This window comes from Actinophytocola sp. (genome assembly GCF_035762905.1).
Classification (GTDB): Bacteria; Actinomycetota; Actinomycetes; order Mycobacteriales; family Pseudonocardiaceae; genus DASYTH01.
Window position 1 is genome coordinate 1 of the sequence record NZ_DASUCC010000150.1, and the last position, 17076, is coordinate 17076.

General features: G+C 67.4%; 16 protein-coding genes and 3 pseudogenes. 8 read left to right on the forward strand and 11 right to left on the reverse strand.

All coding sequences use genetic code 11. From position 1 onward, the window contains the following. Nucleotides 1–599 precede the first annotated feature (599 nt). The gene (locus VFV67_RS32930) at nucleotides 600–1733 is read right to left on the reverse strand and encodes an NAD(P)/FAD-dependent oxidoreductase (protein ID WP_326474620.1); all 1134 of its coding nucleotides are present in this window, start codon (nucleotides 1731–1733) and stop codon (nucleotides 600–602) included. 79 nt (nucleotides 1734–1812) lie between these two features. Next, complete coding sequence (locus tag VFV67_RS32935) at nucleotides 1813–2691, reverse strand: RNA polymerase sigma-70 factor (protein ID WP_326474621.1); 879 nt, start codon at nucleotides 2689–2691, stop codon at nucleotides 1813–1815. 398 nt (nucleotides 2692–3089) lie between these two features. On the opposite strand from VFV67_RS32935, the gene VFV67_RS32940 reads away from it, so the two are divergent. Continuing rightward, nucleotides 3090–4004, forward strand: coding sequence for a recombinase family protein (locus tag VFV67_RS32940; protein WP_414636396.1), 915 nt, complete (start codon nucleotides 3090–3092; stop codon nucleotides 4002–4004). Nucleotides 4005–4130: 126 nt separating this feature from the next. Here VFV67_RS32940 and VFV67_RS32945 read toward each other — a convergent pair. Both VFV67_RS32945 and VFV67_RS32950 read right to left on the reverse strand, forming a co-directional pair. Next, nucleotides 4131–4821: pseudogene (locus tag VFV67_RS32945) on the reverse strand (lysophospholipid acyltransferase family protein); the annotation flags it as partial. Nucleotides 4822–4941: 120 nt separating this feature from the next. Continuing rightward, entirely contained in the window at nucleotides 4942–5223 is a 282-nt protein-coding gene (locus VFV67_RS32950; RefSeq protein ID WP_326474623.1) for a hypothetical protein, read from the reverse strand. Nucleotides 5224–5484: 261 nt separating this feature from the next. Between VFV67_RS32950 and VFV67_RS32955 the strand changes: the two genes are divergently transcribed. Then, a complete protein-coding gene (locus VFV67_RS32955; protein WP_326474624.1) occupies nucleotides 5485–6018 on the forward strand; it encodes a DUF5994 family protein in 534 nt (177 codons plus the stop codon). Between the two features lie 37 nt (nucleotides 6019–6055). Further along, complete coding sequence (locus VFV67_RS32960) at nucleotides 6056–7114, forward strand: acyl-CoA desaturase (RefSeq protein WP_326474625.1); 1059 nt, start codon at nucleotides 6056–6058, stop codon at nucleotides 7112–7114. 127 nt (nucleotides 7115–7241) lie between these two features. Here the strand turns inward: VFV67_RS32960 and VFV67_RS32965 are convergent, their stop codons facing one another. Next, nucleotides 7242–8039 carry a hypothetical protein gene (locus tag VFV67_RS32965; protein ID WP_326474626.1) on the reverse strand — a complete coding sequence of 266 codons (798 nt, stop codon included), beginning with the start codon at nucleotides 8037–8039 and terminating at the stop codon, nucleotides 7242–7244. Nucleotides 8040–8210: 171 nt separating this feature from the next. Between VFV67_RS32965 and VFV67_RS32970 the strand changes: the two genes are divergently transcribed. From VFV67_RS32970 to VFV67_RS32985, 4 genes are all read left to right on the forward strand, one after another. Next, the gene (locus VFV67_RS32970) at nucleotides 8211–8636 is read left to right on the forward strand and encodes a hypothetical protein (protein WP_326474627.1); all 426 of its coding nucleotides are present in this window, start codon (nucleotides 8211–8213) and stop codon (nucleotides 8634–8636) included. Nucleotides 8637–8928: 292 nt separating this feature from the next. Continuing rightward, nucleotides 8929–9153, forward strand: a complete 225-nt coding sequence (locus VFV67_RS32975; protein ID WP_326474628.1) for a CsbD family protein — start codon at nucleotides 8929–8931, stop codon at nucleotides 9151–9153. 161 nt (nucleotides 9154–9314) lie between these two features. Further along, nucleotides 9315–9587: a GlsB/YeaQ/YmgE family stress response membrane protein gene (locus VFV67_RS32980; protein WP_326474629.1), complete on the forward strand. Its 273-nt coding sequence runs from the start codon at nucleotides 9315–9317 to the stop codon at nucleotides 9585–9587. A 327-nt stretch (nucleotides 9588–9914) separates the two neighbouring features. Beyond that, entirely contained in the window at nucleotides 9915–10400 is a 486-nt protein-coding gene (locus tag VFV67_RS32985; protein ID WP_326474630.1) for a GNAT family N-acetyltransferase, read from the forward strand. On the opposite strand, the pseudogene VFV67_RS32990 reads toward VFV67_RS32985, so the two are convergent. Together VFV67_RS32990 and VFV67_RS32995 are read right to left on the reverse strand one after the other, a co-directional pair. After that, nucleotides 10331–11120 (reverse strand): annotated as a pseudogene (locus VFV67_RS32990) (transposase). The gene VFV67_RS32985 and the pseudogene VFV67_RS32990 overlap by 70 nt on opposite strands. Before the next feature lie 82 nt (nucleotides 11121–11202). Further along, nucleotides 11203–12192 (reverse strand): hypothetical protein, encoded by a 990-nt coding sequence (locus VFV67_RS32995; RefSeq protein WP_326474631.1) that lies wholly within the window; start codon nucleotides 12190–12192, stop codon nucleotides 11203–11205. Here VFV67_RS32995 and VFV67_RS33000 point away from each other — a divergent pair. Continuing rightward, nucleotides 12170–12481, forward strand: a pseudogene (locus VFV67_RS33000) (IS5/IS1182 family transposase); the annotation flags it as partial. The gene VFV67_RS32995 and the pseudogene VFV67_RS33000 overlap by 23 nt on opposite strands. 294 nt (nucleotides 12482–12775) lie before the next feature. Here the strand turns inward: VFV67_RS33000 and VFV67_RS33005 are convergent. From VFV67_RS33005 to VFV67_RS33020, 4 genes are all read right to left on the reverse strand, one after another. Continuing rightward, a complete protein-coding gene (locus VFV67_RS33005) occupies nucleotides 12776–13873 on the reverse strand; it encodes a hypothetical protein (protein ID WP_326474632.1) in 1098 nt (365 codons plus the stop codon). 2268 nt (nucleotides 13874–16141) lie between these two features. After that, on the reverse strand, nucleotides 16142–16417 hold the full coding sequence (locus VFV67_RS33010) for a helix-turn-helix domain-containing protein (protein ID WP_326474633.1): 276 nt from the start codon (nucleotides 16415–16417) through the stop codon (nucleotides 16142–16144). Continuing rightward, nucleotides 16396–16836, reverse strand: a complete 441-nt coding sequence (locus tag VFV67_RS33015; RefSeq protein WP_326474634.1) for a hypothetical protein — start codon at nucleotides 16834–16836, stop codon at nucleotides 16396–16398. The genes VFV67_RS33010 and VFV67_RS33015 overlap by 22 nt, the downstream gene beginning before the upstream one ends. Further along, nucleotides 16809–17076, reverse strand: a 268-nt coding sequence (locus tag VFV67_RS33020; protein WP_326474635.1) for a hypothetical protein, incomplete at its 5' end; no start/stop codon positions are given. The genes VFV67_RS33020 and VFV67_RS33015, both read right to left, overlap by 28 nt.

Below are 17076 nucleotides of genomic sequence, written 5' to 3' on the forward strand. Positions count from 1 at the left end.
GTGTGCAGGCGAGAACGCCCGGAACTGGGCGACCACGTCGAACTCGCGCCCAGCCAGCGCGGCGGCCACCGCGTCGCCGTCCTCCGCGTCGGCCACCAGGTTCTCGACGTCCTCGGGCACCGGCCGGACGCTGGTCCGGCCTCGGTTTAGCACCGTGACCCGATGCCCCAACCGGACGGCACGCGCCACGCTCGCGTGACTGATGACCCCACTCCCGCCGATGAACAGAATGGACCGACTGGCCGTCACTGACGTCATGCCGCATTCTGGCACCCGCCGAGCCTCCGGGTGAAATAGCCGCGTCCGACCAGGTCTCCGCAGTTCGTATCGCACATCCATCTCATATGGACAGTGGTGCGAACATGGCGGTCGCGTTCTCCCCCGATAGCGGACCGCCCTCGTCGACGGCGTCTGCGGCGACGAGCCTCCGGCCAATCCCGGCCACGAGCCGGCGCAGCCGCGGCCGTCGGGGTTGCCGCTTGATCCGTGCTGGGTGGGCCGCCATTTTCGGCCCCAACAAGTTGGCTCGTAACGCTCAGCGGAGCATCATGTCCCGGCTTGAGAGCGCCACCGTCCGAGGCGAAGGATCCGGCGGTGCGTCATCCTTGCCGGGCGGCGACAACCGCGAGGGTGGGGTAGCGAAGGTTGTACCATCCGGTGGCGCGGAGGACCGCCTTCTTGATCATCGCGACCGGGCGGCCGGTGTGCACCTTGCCGCGTGGGCTGCCGTCGAGGTCGGTGGGCTGGAGGATGCCGTCTCGCTCGCCGAGGCTGATGCACAGGGCGTCGGTCGTGACGCGAAGCGGTTTGGGGATGCGCCCGGCCAAGCGGTTGGTGATCGCGTGGAAGGCACACGCGGCGGCCAGGCCCCCGGGCCCGCAGCCCATGCGCAGCACGTGCCCGTCCTGGGTATGCGCGGCCGCGGCGTCTCCGATGCCGTAGACGTCCGGATGCGACAGTGAGCGCAGGGTCCCGTCTACGAGCATGCGCCCGCGGTCGTCGACGGCCAGTCCGGCCTCGTGCGCCAGCTTCGGGACCGTGAAGCCGGCGGTCCAGGCAACCGCGTCGGCGGTGACGTGCTTGCCGTCCTCCAACAGCAGCCCGTCCGTGTCAATCTTGGTGACTTTGGCGTGCTCCAGCACCTGGATGCCGAGGCGGTCGAGGGCGCGGTGCAGGTGCTCCCGGCCACGTTCGGACAGCGTGTCGCCCAGGCCGCCGCTGGTGACCAGTCGCACCGAGCGGTCGGGGTAGGTCTCGGCCAGCGCGGTGACCGTCTCCAGGCCGGTCGGGCCGGCGCCGACCACGGCGACTGTACTGGCGGTGCGCATCTGATCGCGCAGTCGCTCGGCCTGCTCGGCGACGGCGACGGCGTGGGCGTGTTCGGCCGCGCCGGAAACGGCGTCCAGGTCGGCGTGGCTGCCCAGCGCGTACACAAGAAGGTCGTAGCGGACCGGCTCGGCGCCACTCGCGAGCGCCACCTGCCGCTCGTCCGCGTCGATGCGCATGACCTGGTCGATGATCAGCCGGATGCCGGTGCCCTTGAACAGATCGCGCAGCGGCATGTGCCGCACCTGCTGGCCGGAGGCGAGCTGGTGGTTGCGCATCCGCTCCACGAACCGGTCACGGTTATTGATTACCGTGACGGTCGCGCCGGTGCGCTTGGCGAGCAGTTTGGCGGTCGCCACACCGGTGTATCCGGCACCCAGGACCGCGATGTGCGGTGTCGTCGTCACGAATGGTCTCCCTTTTGTCGTTCGGCACCGGATGAACGGGCGAGGGAGGCGATTCGTGACAACGCGACCAGAGAAACGATCAGACTTTCTGCTTCGTCAGGAAGACCAGCTTGTCCGGGTTGGTCACGGTGCGGATGGCGACGATGCGGTCGCCGTCGAACTCCGGGACGGTGACGCCGGCCAGCTGGCCGTCCAGATACACGACGAGTGCGGGTTCCCCGTTCACGACGTCCGGCGTCATGCGGATCCGCTGGGCGTACTCGGACAGGGCGAGCAGGTAGCGCAGAACCTGGTCCCGGCCGACCACCGGGCGCCGCATCGCCGGCGCCTTGCCGCCGCCATCGGCCCAGGCGACCACGTCGTCGGCCAGCAGCTGCTCCAGCTCCGGTACGTCGCCGTCCAGGGTGGCCTGCAGGAACCGCTCCAGAAGCCTGCGGTGCTGTTCGGGAGTGGGGGTGAACCGCTTTCGCGCCGTGGCAATATGCTGCTGCGCCCGGCGGTACAACTGCCGCACGTGCGGATCGTTCACATCCAGAATCTCCGCGACCTCGCGGTGGCTGTGACCGAAGGCCTCACGCAGTACGAATACCGCCCGCTCGGCCGGGGTGAGCCGCTCCAGCAGTACCAGCATCCCCAGCGAGAGCAGTTCCCGTTGCTCCACAGCCTCGAACGGGTCGAGCGCATCGCCGCCGGTGCCGACCGGCTCGGGCAGCCATGGACCGACGTAGCGTTGCCGCTGCGCCCTCGCCGAGGTGAGCCGATCCAGGCACAGGTTGGTGACCACCTTGGTCAACCACGCCTCCGGCGAGACCGCGCTGTCGCTACGCTCCCAGCGTAGGTAGGCGTCCTGGACCACGTCCTCGGCCTCAGACGCCTCTCCGAGCATCCGGTACGCCACCCCGAACAAGCGACGGCGGTTGGCCTCGAACCGCTCCAGCCGTTCCTGGGTCATGCTCATGACCAGCTCACACCCGCGCTCGGCAGAGGCCGCGTCGGGATGACCGGGCGCGCATTCAGGCCGTCGGCGGTACGAGTGGACGACATCACGGCACACTTCCGCTCAAAAACCCGAAAGATTGGACACCAACGAGCCTAACTGCCTGCCCAGTCGCCTTGAAGCCGCGGCTACCGAAGCGTCCAGAGGCCGGTCAACGGCGGCCGGCCGAGGCGTCCAGGAGTGGTGCTGGGAGCCCAGGCCCAGCGGGAGGTGGCCGGCGCCCGGGCGCGGGTGCTGGCGGCCATGCGGGCCCAGACCCGGGTGCAGGGCCGGTTTCTCGCCGGACGGCCCCCGTTCGGGTATCGGCTGGTGGATCGTGGAGCGCATCCCAACGCTGAGCATGCTCGGTGGGTCGGCGGGTGCACGGGCTGGAGCCAGATCCGGCGACCGCGCCGTGGGTGCGATGGTTGTTCACCCAGCGCGCCCGCGGCCGAAGTCTCGCTTCGCTGGTCCGCGAGCTCAACGACCGTGCCGTGCCGTGCCCGTCCAGCGCGGACGCGTCCCGCAATCCGCACCGCACGCAGCAGCGGTGGATCGTGCGGACGGTGGCGATGATTCTGCGGAATCCGCGCTACACCGGCCGGCAGGTGTGGAACCGGCACAGCACCCAGGGTCACGGCGGTACCGGCCGGGTCGGCGGCCGCGGTTCCGGTGCGGTTCGACGCAACCCCGTCAACGAATGGGAAGTCTCCGAGCAGCTCGCTCATGCTCCGCTGGTCGACGACGCCACCTTCCTGGCTGTCCAGCGGATGCGCACCGGTCGACCGAGCCAGGACGGCGACGTCCGTCAGTTCCAGCTGGCCGGGCTGACGGTGTGTGGGGTGTGCGGGCGGCGGATGGATGCCCACTGGGTGCATGGCCGGCCCGGCTACCGCTGCCGGCACGGCTACACCAGCGCCACACCCCGACCGGCCGACGGACCCTGCAACGTCTACCACCGCGAAGATCATCTCCTGGACGCTCTCCCCGGCCTGCTAACCGACACCTTGGGCGAGGACGCCGACCGATCACCGCACGATCCTGTCGGAACTCTGCGCGAGCAAGATCTACTGATCGTCTGCACCCATCACGATCGACAACTCCGGGCAGCAACGCCCTACGAGGCCATCAGCGTGGCATCGCCTACAGATCAACGGGCGCCGACACTGGGGCTGGAATTCCAGCACGGCGACGGTTTCATGGCCGACCAGCACCCCGGATCGATTACCTTCACACCGCGCGACACCCGCCGCACGCGACCACGAGCCCGCGCTCCAGAGGGGCTGTCAATTTAAATTGACAGCCCCGAGCCGTTGTAGCATTTCGGGCGCGGTCAGGGCAGGGTCGCCAGGTAGTCGAGGTGTGCGCGTGAATATGGCTGGGTCTGCCATTGCGTGAGCTGGTTGCGTCCGTATGCGCGCAGGAGTGGTATGGCCGAGATGGGCCGGTAGCCAGAACAGGTCGTCCCCCGGCTTCGGTTTCTCGGGGTACTCACGTTGTGCTGCGTCCAGGAGCGCGGACAGCCTGGTGCGCAGCTCACCGGTGAGTACCTCCGCATCGTCTTGTGGGGTCGGCTGGAACGGCTCGCCGACCCGGATCAGGATCGGGACATGGCGTTGGGTGAGGTTCCTCGGCCGGCCCTTGGTCCAGAGCCGCTGACCGCCCCAGACCGTCATCGGGATGACCGGAATGCCGGCGTGCGCGGCCATCCGCACCGCACCGGTCTTGAGCGCCTTCACCATGAAGGACCGGCTGATGGTCGCCTCGGGGAACACCCCGACAACCTCGCCGGCCCGCAGCGCGGCCACCACCGCCTGATAAGAGGCTTGCCCCGCGGAACGGTCGACCGGGACGTGGTGCATGCCCCCGCATCAGTGGTCCCGCGATCCGGTTGGCCAAGACCTGTTCCTTGGCCATGAACCGGGTCCTGCGCTTGGCCGGCAGAGCCGCCAGCCCACAGAAGATGAAATCGAGGTAGCTGACGTGCGTGCAGGCGAGCACCGCGCCGCCGGTGGCCGGGATGTGTCCGGTGCCCCGCAGATCCAGCTTCAGGTCGAGGACCCGGAACAGGACCTTGCAGCCAAGGATCACCGGCGGGTAGACAAGTTCCACTGAGCCCTCATTTCCACGTGCGTTTCCGTTTCACACAGGGTCGAACACGCGGCGAACGGTGCCGCACGCGCGTCCATGGATACCCACTGTCCCGCTGGGAGCGACGGAACCGGCGGCGAGCTACCCCGTGGTAGTCCGGCGCAGAGCCTTGCGACGCACCGCGCCGATCACGGCGGTTGCCACGAACAAGACGATTCCCACAATTCCCAGCCACAGCAGCCCGTTGAGCGCGAACCCGATCACCGCGACGATGAGCCAGGCCGCGAGCAGGACGATGATCAGAACGAGCATCTCTGTCTCCTTCAGTCGTGCGTGGTTCCAAGGGCTTTCCGACCACGCGGCGGCAACGGCGTCACAGGCGCGGACGGATTCACCAACAGCCGTGACGACCGACATCCGCATGACGCACTCCTCCGCCACTCTCCATCGAGCCGCGCCCGGCGAGCGACCACCAGGGACCAAAGTCCATTCAGAACAGGGCTAACGCACTCGATCGCGACAACGCGGGCACGACGGCGGCACCGAACCCGCCGCATCAACCGCTCAGGGCGGGTTCCGGAGCGCGGCAGGGGAGTCCGTTCGCCCCGATCATCCTGGACCTAGGTCTCTCGTTGTTCCCACTTGGTGCGGCTTGACTGGGATCGCGATGGAGAGGAGGTCCCCATGGCGATCCCCACACGCACAGCGAGCCAACCAGTCGAACGGACCGACCGGGTGTGTTTGAAGCCGGACGGCCCGCCGACCGGGTATGTCGACGGCGCATGGTGGCCCGGGTCGCGCGCCCTGCCCACCGAGCTGGTGCCGCTGCTGGCGATGCTGACGGCTCGGCTGGGGCGGGTCGAGCGGGTCACCTACAACCTGACGATCTGGGAGCCGGCCCCACGCCGCCTCGCGCTGGACGGTCGGGTCGTGCGGCTGGGTGGGTTCCGGTCGCAGCCCGCGGACACCGTGACGGTGATCGGGCGAGGCGGGCAGCAGCGGCTGACCCTGCTGGTCATCCCGCCGGGCACTGATCCCGCGACCGCGGAGCGGGTGCTGGCCAGGGCGTCCCAGCCGGGCAATGCCGAGACCATCGAGACGCTGCTCGCACCCACCCGCGTCGCGGGCACGGGCGCTGGGATCGGCGGGTCGAACGGTTCGTCCTCCGCTGTGCAGCGCTGGGAAAGCGATGGCGGCAGGCTCAGAGACCGCGCCTGACATGCCTGGAAAACACTCACGTTCAGAGGAGGTAGAGATGAGTACGGTTAAGTCGTCGGGTCCGCCCAGTTCGCTGAGTCCGCGACACGGTAGCGACTACGCCGAACTGTCACGCATTATCAAGCAGGCCGGTCTGTTGCGGCGGCGGCCGGTGCACTACGCGGTGAAGGGCACGATCACGCTGTTGGTCTTCGCCGCGACCTGGGTGGTGTTCGGCCTGCTGGGCGACACCTGGTGGCAGTTGTGCACCGCGGCGGTTCTGGCCGTGGTCTACACCCAGGTGTCCTTCCTCGGCCACGACGCCGGGCACAAGCAGATCTTCCGCGGCCGCCGCCGCAACGACGCGGTCGGGCTGGCGATGGGTGGGCTGGTCGGCCTGAGCTATGGCTGGTGGATCAGCAAGCACACCAAGCATCACGCCAACCCCAACGTCGAGGACGCCGACCCCGACCTCGACATTCCCGCGCTGGCGTTCACCCCGCGGCAGAGCCGGGCCAAGCAGGGTTTCCTGCGCTGGATGGCGAAGTACCAGGCGTTCCTGTTCTTCCCGCTGCTGCTCCTGGAAGGCCTCAACCTGCACTGGTCCAGCATCCAGGCCGTGTGGCGGGGTGAGGTGAAGGCCCGCACGCTCGAGGCCGTGCTGCTGACCGCGCACATCCTCGCCTACCTCACCGCGGTGTTCCTCGTGCTCTCACCAGCAAAGGCGGTCGTGTTCATCGCGGTCCACCAGGGACTGTGGGGTCTGTACATGGGATGCGCCTTCGCCCCCAACCACAAGGGCATGCTTACCCTGTCCAAGGACAACACCCTGGACTTCCTGCGCAAGCAGGTCCTCACTTCGCACAACGTCCTCGGTGGCCGCTGGGTGGACTTCGCCCTCGGTGGGCTGAACTACCAGATCGAACACCACCTGTTCCCCAGCATGCCCCGACCCACCCTGCGCCGCGCGCAACCCCTCGTGCAGAACTTCTGCACCACCCACGACATCAGCTACAGCCACAGCGGACTCATCCGCTCCTACAGACACATCCTGAGCTACCTGCACGCCATCGGCGCGCCCCTGCGCGCCCACGACGCGACCGCCGCGCGGCCGTGATTTCGGGTCGCGGACATCACGTCCGATCGGAAGCCCCAAGATGGTGCTCATCGCTGTTCTGCTGCTGGTCTGGCCGGTTACCACGATCATCGGTCTGGCGTTCAACAGCCTGACCTGGCTGGCCGGTTTACCTCGTACCGATGCTGGGTTGTTGTGATGCGGCGGCCTGAGGGTGCAGGTCGACGAGGGTCAACTGGTGGGCGGGCGCCCGGTCGATCGCGTTCTGGCTGGTGAGGCGTTGGCGTTGGTCGGCGGTGATGTGGAGGAGTTCGCCGGGGGCGAGGAGGCGCCAGTGTGGGTCTTCGTCCATGCGTTCGCTGGCTACCACGGTTGCGGGTGCGGTGGCCAGGTCGCCGGAGCGGACCCGTAGCGTGCCGGCGGGGCTGGCGTGGTCGAGGTGGCGGCGGCCGTGGTGGCCGCCGGCGGGTCGGGCCAGGACGTAGAGCGGGTGGGTTTCGGGGTAGCGCAAGGCCCACAGGTCGGTGGGGGTGGTCAGGATCAGGTTCAGCGCGAACACGGGTAGGTTCGCCGCGATCCAGCCGACCGCGTCGACGATGGCACGGCCCGGGTCGCCGTGTTGCTGCGGGGGTGTCCGTCTCGCGTGGTCGGGATTGGTCTGGTTCCGCTGCTCCTGTATCCGCCTGGCCTGTCGTGCGCCTTTTGTCCTGCGGGCCGGGGTCTTTGGGTCGTGTTGGGCGGCGCGTGCTGGTGCCACCTTGGATGGGTGGGCTGTCCCAGACCCCGGCAGTCGAACGCAGAGTTCCGATGACCGGAGGAACCCATGTCCTTGCAGTGGTTGTTCCCCCGTGACACGCCGGGTGACGGCATGGGTACGGCTCAGCGTCCCGTCGCGATCGTTACGGCCGTTGACGTGGCAGCCGGGCTTGTCGGTCGTGTCCGTGACCGGGCCGGCATTGCTGGTCATCGCCGCGCAGCAGTGCCGCGAGCGGCAGCTCGCACCCACTGGGCCGCGCGAGTGCCGAATCCCGTCGCCCGGATCACCCGCGAGAAAGGACGCCAAATCATGACCAATCGTGAGCCAGGCCCAGACCCGGGTCCCGTCCCGGTTGCCTATCCAAGTCCCAACCCCAGTCTCGTGGAGTTAACCCCAGCGGGTGGATCGCCGCTGGCCGAAGCCGAGGACCGCGAACAGCGGCGGTGGAACCGCACGCGTACGGTTCGGGCGAGCTGCACGATCATCACCATCATCTGCAGCCTGTTCGCGGTGGTACTCGCCGCGCACATCGTCATGGTCCTGGGCGAGGCGAACCCGACCAACGGGGTCGCCTCGTTCGTCCGAGGCTTCGCAGGGGGAGTGTCGCTCGGTTTCGACGGCCTGTTCACCCCGGCCAACGCCAAGGCCCAGGTCCTGTTCAACGAGGGCCTCGCCGCACTGGTATGGCTCGGCCTCGGGGTGGTGGTGACCATGCTGATCCGCCGCTTCGCGCTACCCGGTCCACGCCGGCCGGTGCGCTATGTGGCACTGCGGCGCAGCAACACCGATTCCGCCGCGCCGCGCTGACCGAGGCGGCGGCGATGCGGCACACCCTGCGCTTGCGAGCCAGTGACCACGGGAGGGTCCGCTCGAGGAGCCCACCCCGGCCGCCACTGGTCCCGGTCCACGGCGCGAGTTCGGCCGACGGCAACCTCGCCGTTCCCATCGACCCGTCGGACTCGCCATCGTCAGCCTGCCGGAGCTGCACTGGACCGGATCGAGGCGATCGTCGCCTCGATCCGGGCTCGTTGCCGAGCCGCCCGATACGGAGGCCGTTGCTCCCGCAGGATCACCATCACCACAAGGAAGAAGGCCCGCAATGAGCGCGAAGACCAAACAGTGGAAGGCACGCATCAAGCAAGCCACCGGAACCCTCACCGGCAACAAGAAGCTGGAACGCGAGGGCCGGGCCGACCGGGCCACCAACGAGGCCAAACAGCGGCTCGGCCAGGCCAAGGACAAGATCGACGAGGCGATCGACAAGGCCGCCGACACCGTGAAAGGCGCGATCGGGACCCGCAAGGACACCCCACCCCCGAAATAGCGTGACGGCACGGCCGCGGCCACGCCGACCGATGGCCGAGGAACTCGGCCATCGGGTCGGCGAGCGCTGTGACCGCGGACAAGCTCAGCCAAACCTGGGGCAAACCTCGCTACGTCACGGTCACCCGATTCCGCAGTGACCGCGATCGAAAGGAGAAAACCATGGGCATCATCGCCTGGATCGTGCTCGGCGCCATCGCGGGATTCATCGCCGAACACCTGACCGGACGCCGGGCCGGCCTATTACTTTCCACGGTCGTCGGCATCCTCGGCGCGCTGCTTGGCGGGTTCCTCGCCAAGGCGCTGTTCCACGTACAGACCCTCAACACGTTCTTCAACCTCAGTACCTGGCTCACCGCCATCGCCGGCGCGGTCATCCTCTTCCTCCTCATGCGGCTCGTGTCCGGCCGACGCCACAGCCACCGGGGCGCCTAGCGTCCGCCGCATCCTCGGGCTGGACCGCCGCCCACCGCGTCCAACCCGAGGTCATGCCGCCCCACCTCGGATGGCAGTGGCCCGCCCTGCCTGCCGGGTTGGCGCCTCGCCACTGTCCAATCACGACGATCACATCCATCGAAGGCAACATCGACTGACCGACGCCACCGAGCGAGCCGCAGGCATCGATTCGGCAGAGGCTTTGGCCCCTGGCGTAGTGATCAAAGGGATGGGACGACCGTAACTTCGCGCAGTACCAATAGATTCGGCGCGCCGCGCAACGGCTCGGCATGCTTTCGGTGCTTCCGGGCCCATCTTGGTGGACCTGTGGAACTCGGGCCCCGCGAAGCTACTGGGCGGCGGCTGGAACGGGGGCTGGCCGCACCGGCGGGCCGCTGGGCCATCCACCGCAACACCGATGACCGGGTGATCGGCGGCGCCCTGCTGCTCCCACTGCCACCCGGCCACGAGGACCCGGAGATCGGCTGGCAACTCCACCCCGACACCTGGGGCAACGGCTACGCCAGCGAAACCACCCACGCCCTGGCCACCTGGGCGTTCACCCAGCACGTCAATGAACTCTTCGCCGTCGTCCGGCCCGGCAACACCCGCACCGCGTGGCAGGGACAACTGCAAGCATCCAGGGCATCTGACTACCGGGCAGGTTTTGGCTTCAAGTTGCGGCGTGATTCGCTTATTCCTCGCAGCGGTGAGGGCGTCAATACGAGTAATTTCTTCTTGGATTACATCGAGAGCATCCTCATACTCTCCACGCTCATCGCCTGGAGGGCGACTCCGCTCGTGGCGTTGTAGACGGCGTGGCCTTTGCGGCGGCAGTTGCGCAGTATGTTCCAGGACTTCAGGTGCGCCAGAGCATGCTCGACGCGGGCACGGACACGCTTGTGAATCTTGTCGAGATCTTGTTCCACTGCGGCGGCGGCGGTTGGCCCTCGCTGGGCTTGCGGTAGGGCATGATCACGTCCGGATTGCCCCGGTAGCCGCCGTCGGCCATCACCTGGACGCCCTGGCACAGTTGATCGACGCCGGACTCGGTGTAGGCGCGACGGTCGTTGCGGTTGCCGGGCAGCGGTTGTCCGATCGCTACGGTGAGGCGGGTGTTGGCGTCGATGACGACCTGCATGTTCACCGAATAGCGATAGTTCTTGCTGGACGCCGACATGCTCCGGTCGTGCGTGGGGACCAGCGTGCCGTCCACGATCAGCACCGTGTCCGGGCCGTGATTGCGCGTGATCGGAGCCAGCGTCAGCAGCGGGGCCAGTTCGTCGACGCCGACTTTGACACCCCAAACAGCGGCGCGACCTGCCGTAGTGTCAGGTTCGTGCGGTAATACACCGCTACCAGCAGAACCCGGTCCGCCAGCGGCAAACCCCACTGCCGGCCCGGCCGGCCATCCGCGACTGACTCACCACCACGACTGGCCACCACCCGCACCAACTTCCGGAACTGGCCCTCCGACAAACCCGTGAACACCGGTACCCACTCGGGCTTGTTCATACTGATCAGCTTCTCCACGCCATGATCAACGATCAAGATCCAACAGAGTTACGGGACAGCCTTTAGCTCCCGGCATAATGCACTCAATCGGCATGCACATTCAAGTCGCATTGACGAGCAGGCCGGCTGGGTGGGTGGGTGTGGCGAGTGGGTTGCGCAGCGGGTCGATCGGCCCGTGTACTTCGGCGATATCGTCGAACTTATGGGACAGTTGTTTCGCCGTTCGAAGTCTGGTGTTGAATCTGTCGCTGAGGTTCGAATAGCCGCCAATGGTGTCATTGACCCGCTGGAAAGCCTTACGTGCGGTGGCAGCCAGGCCTGCGTCGCGTGTGAGCACCGCGTAGAGCAGCGTGATGTCGTGTGCGGAGAGTTGGCGATTCGGTGATGGGTGGTGCACGGCCAACTCGGTGAAGCGCCGGAACTGATCTTCGATGGTCGCCTCCTCGCGTCGGCTGGCAGCCGCGAGGACAAGATCCTGGCGTCGAACTGCGAACGCGAGTGCGAATTCTAGTGCTCGGCGTTCTCTGGTGAGTTGGAGTTCGATGCGCTCGTCGCTGTCTGCGATGATGTGCACGCGGCGGAGCGCCGCGACGGCGCGGGCGTGACTTCCTTGCCGTAAGGCTTCGGTATAGACCACCTGGGCGTGTGCATCGTGCGCTGCCTGGCCATAGACCAACTGGGCGTCCGCGAATTCGTCATCAGCGAACTGGAAATGGGTAGCATGTTGTATCGCCTGGGCGTAACAGTGGAGTGCCGCATCGTAGTGGCCGAACATCTGCAGGATGTGCCCGCGACCAGTCATTCCCCGCCGAACCCGTGGATCAGCAACTCCACGCGGACTGTACCGCGCGGCATCGACTTGTAGCGCCCTCGCGTAGCGAAGCGCGACAATGTTTTCGGATTCCATCGCCGCCTGGAAGCGCACGAGCAGGTAATTAAGCCAGGCGTCCACGCCCGCAGCGCCAACGTCGGGGATCAGCCGTCCAGCATGCGCGAGCAGTAGTGGCAGCAGTTTCCGTTGCTGAGTCCATATCGCCCGATACGCCTGCGTCAATGCCTCGTGCGGGTCGGCCGCACGGATCTGGAACATCCTGGCCGCGCTGCGCGAGGCCGGGCTGACCGCTCTGAGCGACAAGGGCTACCACGGCTACGACCCCACCGGCGAGCACATCATCACCCCGTACAAAGGCCGCAACAAGCCCGACTCACAGAAAGACGCCAACCGCGCCCACGCCCGCCTACCCGGCCCCGGCGAACGCGCCAACGCCCAACTCAAGACCCGGCGCATCCTGCGCAAACTCCGCTGCTGCCCCCGCCGCGCCGGCCGACTGGCCAAAGCCATCCACGTACCACAGAACTACGAACTCACCGCAGGATGAAAAGGGCTCACTGTGAGCCGGCGATGTATTTCGGTCGACGCCGCGGGTTCACACGAGCGGAGATAGTGAATCACTTGAACCAGGTGTGTCAGCACGCTGGTCGATGACTACCTCGTCAACGTCGCTGCGCTTTCGGGGATCGATACGCTCGCGGAATTGCGGGCGAACCCGCTGAGCGAGCTGCTCGGCGGTTTCGCGTGTCGGACAGTGAACCGGAGGGCAGCGGCAACGTCCGGTGTTGGCCGGTGTCGTTGCCGCTGCCCGTGATTCTGTTGATTCCGTTGGCGCTGCTGGTCAGCAGGTGCAGATGCCGCCATTGTTGATCCCGGCGATTCCGTTGCCGCCGGCGAGGCCGCTGACGCCGATGGTAGTGGTGATGGTGTCGCCCGGTTCGGTGATGGTTCCGGAGTTGCCGATGCCACCGGCACCCGCGGCGCCACCGAGGCCACCGGCACCGCCGGGACCACTGCAGCCGGTGCCGCCGTTACCGCCACCGCCGCCGTTGCCGCCCTGGCCACCGGTAGCGGCGATGACATCTACGCCAGTTCCGCCGGTGAGGGTGCCGGAGTTGCCGATGCCACCGGCACCACCAGCACCGGCGACGCCACCGGCACCACCGGGCTGCACGGCGGCCGAGCCGTTGCCGCCCTTGCCGCCGGCGCCACCGTTGCCGCCGAGCCCCCCGGTGGCCTGAAGGGTGTCCACACCCGCGCCGCCGCCGACGGTCCCGGAGTTCCCGACCCCACCGGCACCACCGGCACCACCGATGCCACCGGCGCCGCCGCCGTGACCACAGCCACCAGCACCGCCAGCCGCACCGGTCCCGCCGGCACCACCGTTGACGGTGACAATGTCGGCACCGGAATCGACATCGCCGGCGAAGGTCCCGGAGTTCCCGACACCGCCGGCGGCACCGGCACCACCGATACCCCCGGCGCCCGCGCCGCCTGCGAACTCGCCGCTGTCGCCGCCGAGGCCACCAAGCCCACCGTTGCCGCCCTTGCCAGCGGTCAGGGTGGCGGTGTCGTTGCCGGGGCCACCGGTGATCGTGCCGGCGTTGCCGGCACCGCCGATCCCACCAACGCCGCCGTTACCGCCGGCGCCTCCGGCGCCGGAGGCGAATCCGGACCCGCCGTTGCCGCCGTTGCCGCCGTTACCGCCGGCACCACCGGTGACGGTGATGCTGTCGGTGCCGGGACCGCCGTCGATGCGGCCGGTGCTCCCCACGCCGGCACCGCCGACGTTGCCCGCTCCGCCGTTGCCACCGGCGCTGCCCGCCTGGGTGCCGGCGTCGCCGTTGGCTCCCGGGGAGCCGGTGGTGCCCGCGTCACCGGCGACGCCGGTGACGCTGATCGTGTCGTTGCCGGCCAGGCCATTCACGGTGCCGTTCACGGCACCGCCGGTGATAGTGATGATGTTGCTCCCGGCGGTGCCGTCCAAGACTTGACCGGCAGCAATCCCAGCGGTGCAGGTGAAATTGGCGCCGCTTTGGGTGCACCCCGGTGGCAGCGCCCACGCCTGACCAGGAACCAGAAGAACAAACCCGGCCGCGGTGCCCAAACCGATCAAGGCCCGGCCCGCCCGACCTATTGTAGTGCTACGTGCTGTCGATTTCATCATTAACCTTCCACCCGAAATTGAGTCCGCACCGATAAGCCACGGACATGCGGGGGTGGCGTGGTGGCCGGGGTCTGGGGACACTGCCCGGTGCCGCAAGAATAAAGCGCACCGCAGCCAAACACCCTCGACACCACACTATTCGCGCCCCAGCCGTAATGACAAGCCACCGGGCGGTCAACCACCCCAATGCCAGCAGATTGCCACCGATAACCACAAGCTGCACGGTCGCTTGTGACTCCGCCAGGTCACACCGCCAACCTCGACGCAGGACAGCGCACCTACAGGACATATCTGTGACAAACCGAGCCTGTTCTCCCCGGACGTCACGGCATCGCTGGCTGCCGCTGTGGGAGGGCGTGTTCGTTGAACTCACCCGAAATTACGCCGGCTGCCAGCACGGTGACGTCGCGTGGCCAGCATCGTGGTGGTACTGTTCGGTCCTGTTCATGTGGTCCGCGCCGCGCGCCCGGAACTCGCCTTCGTGGACGCAAAAGAATTGTCGGACCGGCGTAACCGGCGCTGGCTTTTTCCATTCTGTTGCTCGGCGCGCTCGTCACCGAGTCGCTGGATGTCGACGCGATTGTCGGAGCTTTCTCGCTGGCCTGATTCTGCCCGACGTGCTTCACCGTCAGGTCCGGCGGGCCGGTGAAGCCGACCAGTACGACCGAATCCGTAGGCGAGCAGCGCACCAGGGCGGGAATCCGGCTATCAGACTTCCCGGATCGGGACTCGAGGAGGAGCGGGAGGCCAAGGTCATAACGCGCGAACCTCCCGGTCAGTCACGACGACCTAGGCCGCCGACATCTGGATGGGTGGTTGGTGGCTCACCTCTCGCGCAAGCGCAGTGGTGACAAGCCTGGCCGTGATCCTCGGTGGCCGACGTCGCAGAATCGGCCATTGTCAGCGCGACGTCGCGGCCGGTACCGGTCAACCGGTGGTACCGGCGTTCGTGTGCGGTTCGCAACGTGGACACATGGCGAATTGACCGTGACCCTTCGCGACGTGTTCGGGCTGCGCCTGAGATCCGGCCGCAGGCTGGCCATCCTCCCTGCCTCGGCAGCGGCTCTGTCCCAGGTTGCGTGATCAACTTCGTTGACCTGGTGGCCGGTGCTGATCGGGTGTTTGTGATCATGGTCGGCGTGTGATGATCAGTGGTTGAACGTACTGCTGCCACATCTTGCCGGCGTCGTGGTGGAGCACTCCGCCACGCCGAGATCCGCCTCCCCCGCCAAGTCACGGGCCGAGCACACCTGTGGGAACACGTCCTCGGCGAACAGGCTTGCGGACGGACCCCCACCGGCGCGGAACTGGATCGCATCGCCGGGACCAACAACTACGGCCGCACCGTGCTGCGCCGCTGGCGCGCACAAGGCCACATCCCATCAGACCCGGACATACGCAACGAGCACTCTGTGCCGACGTGAGTACCCCCAGCGAGTAGTTCACCACTGGTGGCGTCGCGTCTGCTGCCGGGCGGCCAGAGTCTTGTTCCTATGCGACCATGAGCACCGACGTATCGTCCGACGAAATTTCGGCATCGTGCTTGGCGAACTGGGACGGTACAAGGCCGCCATCAAAGGCGCACGCTCGCGCCCAAACTATGTTCTCGAGAACAGGTGAGCGGAACGCCGAAGGCATTGCGTTGAATAATCTGGGGACCGCCATGTTTGACGTACGGCGGTTCGATGAGGCGATCGATGCGTACCGCGAATCCGCCGCTGCGTTCGCCGAAAGTGGCGACCGCACCAGCGAACTCGGCACACTGGAGAATCTATTTATGGCAATTCGACGCCGGGATACGCTTAACGCTTCCAGAAGTCTCGCCGACTTGTCCGGCGATAGATCGATCGCAGTGAGGGCCGGCCAGACTGGGACAACGTGGATACGCCGCATCTTAAAACGGAGTTCGAGGAAGTCCCTGAGCTGGTCGTTAACGCCTGTTTCTGAGCTGGGCAGGGGTGGAGGACCTTTGGGGCGGAGATGGGGAGCTCCTGATAGATCGGACGGTGTCTATGCGCCGTTCCACCAGAAGTTCCGTTGTTAGCGGCAGGCCAGCGCCTTGGCCTCGGCCCGCTGCAGCGCGGTGAAGATGGGCGGGCGGCCAGCGCGAGGGCGGTCGGACAGCCCGACATGCCCGTGCTCGGCGAAGCGGTTCCGCCAGCGGCGCACGGTGTCCAGGTGCAATCCCGTCTGACGGGCGATGCGCGCGTTGGAGCGTCCACGCGCGGCGTGTAGCACCACCTGTGCACGCACCCGCAGCCGGTACTCGGTCTTGTGGCCGTAGGCCATCATCTTCAGCCGCGCGTTCGGCGGCACTGGGGGCTATCGGACAGGCAGTGCGGAGGCATCCCGGGCGGTCTCCTCGATGACCGACAGCAGGCGCGTAGCCGGATCGCCAGGCGTGACTCGACCTCGTCGCCGGCGAGATCGACATGGCCGATCACCCAGATCATCCGTGGCCCGACGACGTCGACCCGTAGGGAGGTCACCCGCGCAACCTCCGGCAGATCGAGCAGGGCCCGCAGGACGGCGGTCCGGACCTGGGGGTGGGCCTGCTGCCCGACCAGGAACCGGCGGTTGCGGTTGATCAGGACGACGGCCACCACCACGAGCAGCACGCCGACCAGGATCGAGCCGAGCGCGTCCGGAACGGCCGAGCCGGTGACCTGATGGGCGGCCAGTCCCGCGGTAGCCAGCAGCAGACCGATCAACGCGGCGGCATCCTCGGCGAACACGGCGCGCAGCGTGGGTCCGAGGTCGCCATGACGTACTCGATCAGGTCCCGGTGCAGCGCCCGCGCGGCCTGCCCGGCCTGACCGACGGCCCGCAGGAACGACACCGCCTCCAGCAGGAAGGACACGGCCAGCACGGCATAGCCCACCCCGACGTAGGCCAGCGGCTCGGGGTCGTGCAGCTGGCTGATGCCGTGCGTGATCGACACGGCGCCCCCGGCCACGAACAGTCCCAGCGCGGCG

Bases quoted from the DNA above. Each gene is read 5' to 3' on its own strand.
- VFV67_RS32935 (WP_326474621.1), bottom strand. From the start codon at position 2,691: ATGAGCATGACCCAGGAACGGCTGGAGCGGTTCGAGGCCAACCGCCGT.
- VFV67_RS32950 (WP_326474623.1), bottom strand. From the start codon at position 5,223: ATGCGGATGTCGGTCGTCACGGCTGTTGGTGAATCCGTCCGCGCCTGT.
- VFV67_RS32955 (WP_326474624.1), top strand. From the start codon at position 5,485: ATGGCGATCCCCACACGCACAGCGAGCCAACCAGTCGAACGGACCGAC.
- VFV67_RS32960 (WP_326474625.1), top strand. From the start codon at position 6,056: ATGAGTACGGTTAAGTCGTCGGGTCCGCCCAGTTCGCTGAGTCCGCGA.
- VFV67_RS32965 (WP_326474626.1), bottom strand. From the start codon at position 8,039: ATGACCAGCAATGCCGGCCCGGTCACGGACACGACCGACAAGCCCGGC.
- VFV67_RS32975 (WP_326474628.1), top strand. From the start codon at position 8,929: ATGAGCGCGAAGACCAAACAGTGGAAGGCACGCATCAAGCAAGCCACC.
- VFV67_RS32980 (WP_326474629.1), top strand. From the start codon at position 9,315: ATGGGCATCATCGCCTGGATCGTGCTCGGCGCCATCGCGGGATTCATC.
- VFV67_RS32995 (WP_326474631.1), bottom strand. From the start codon at position 12,192: ATGTTCCAGATCCGTGCGGCCGACCCGCACGAGGCATTGACGCAGGCG.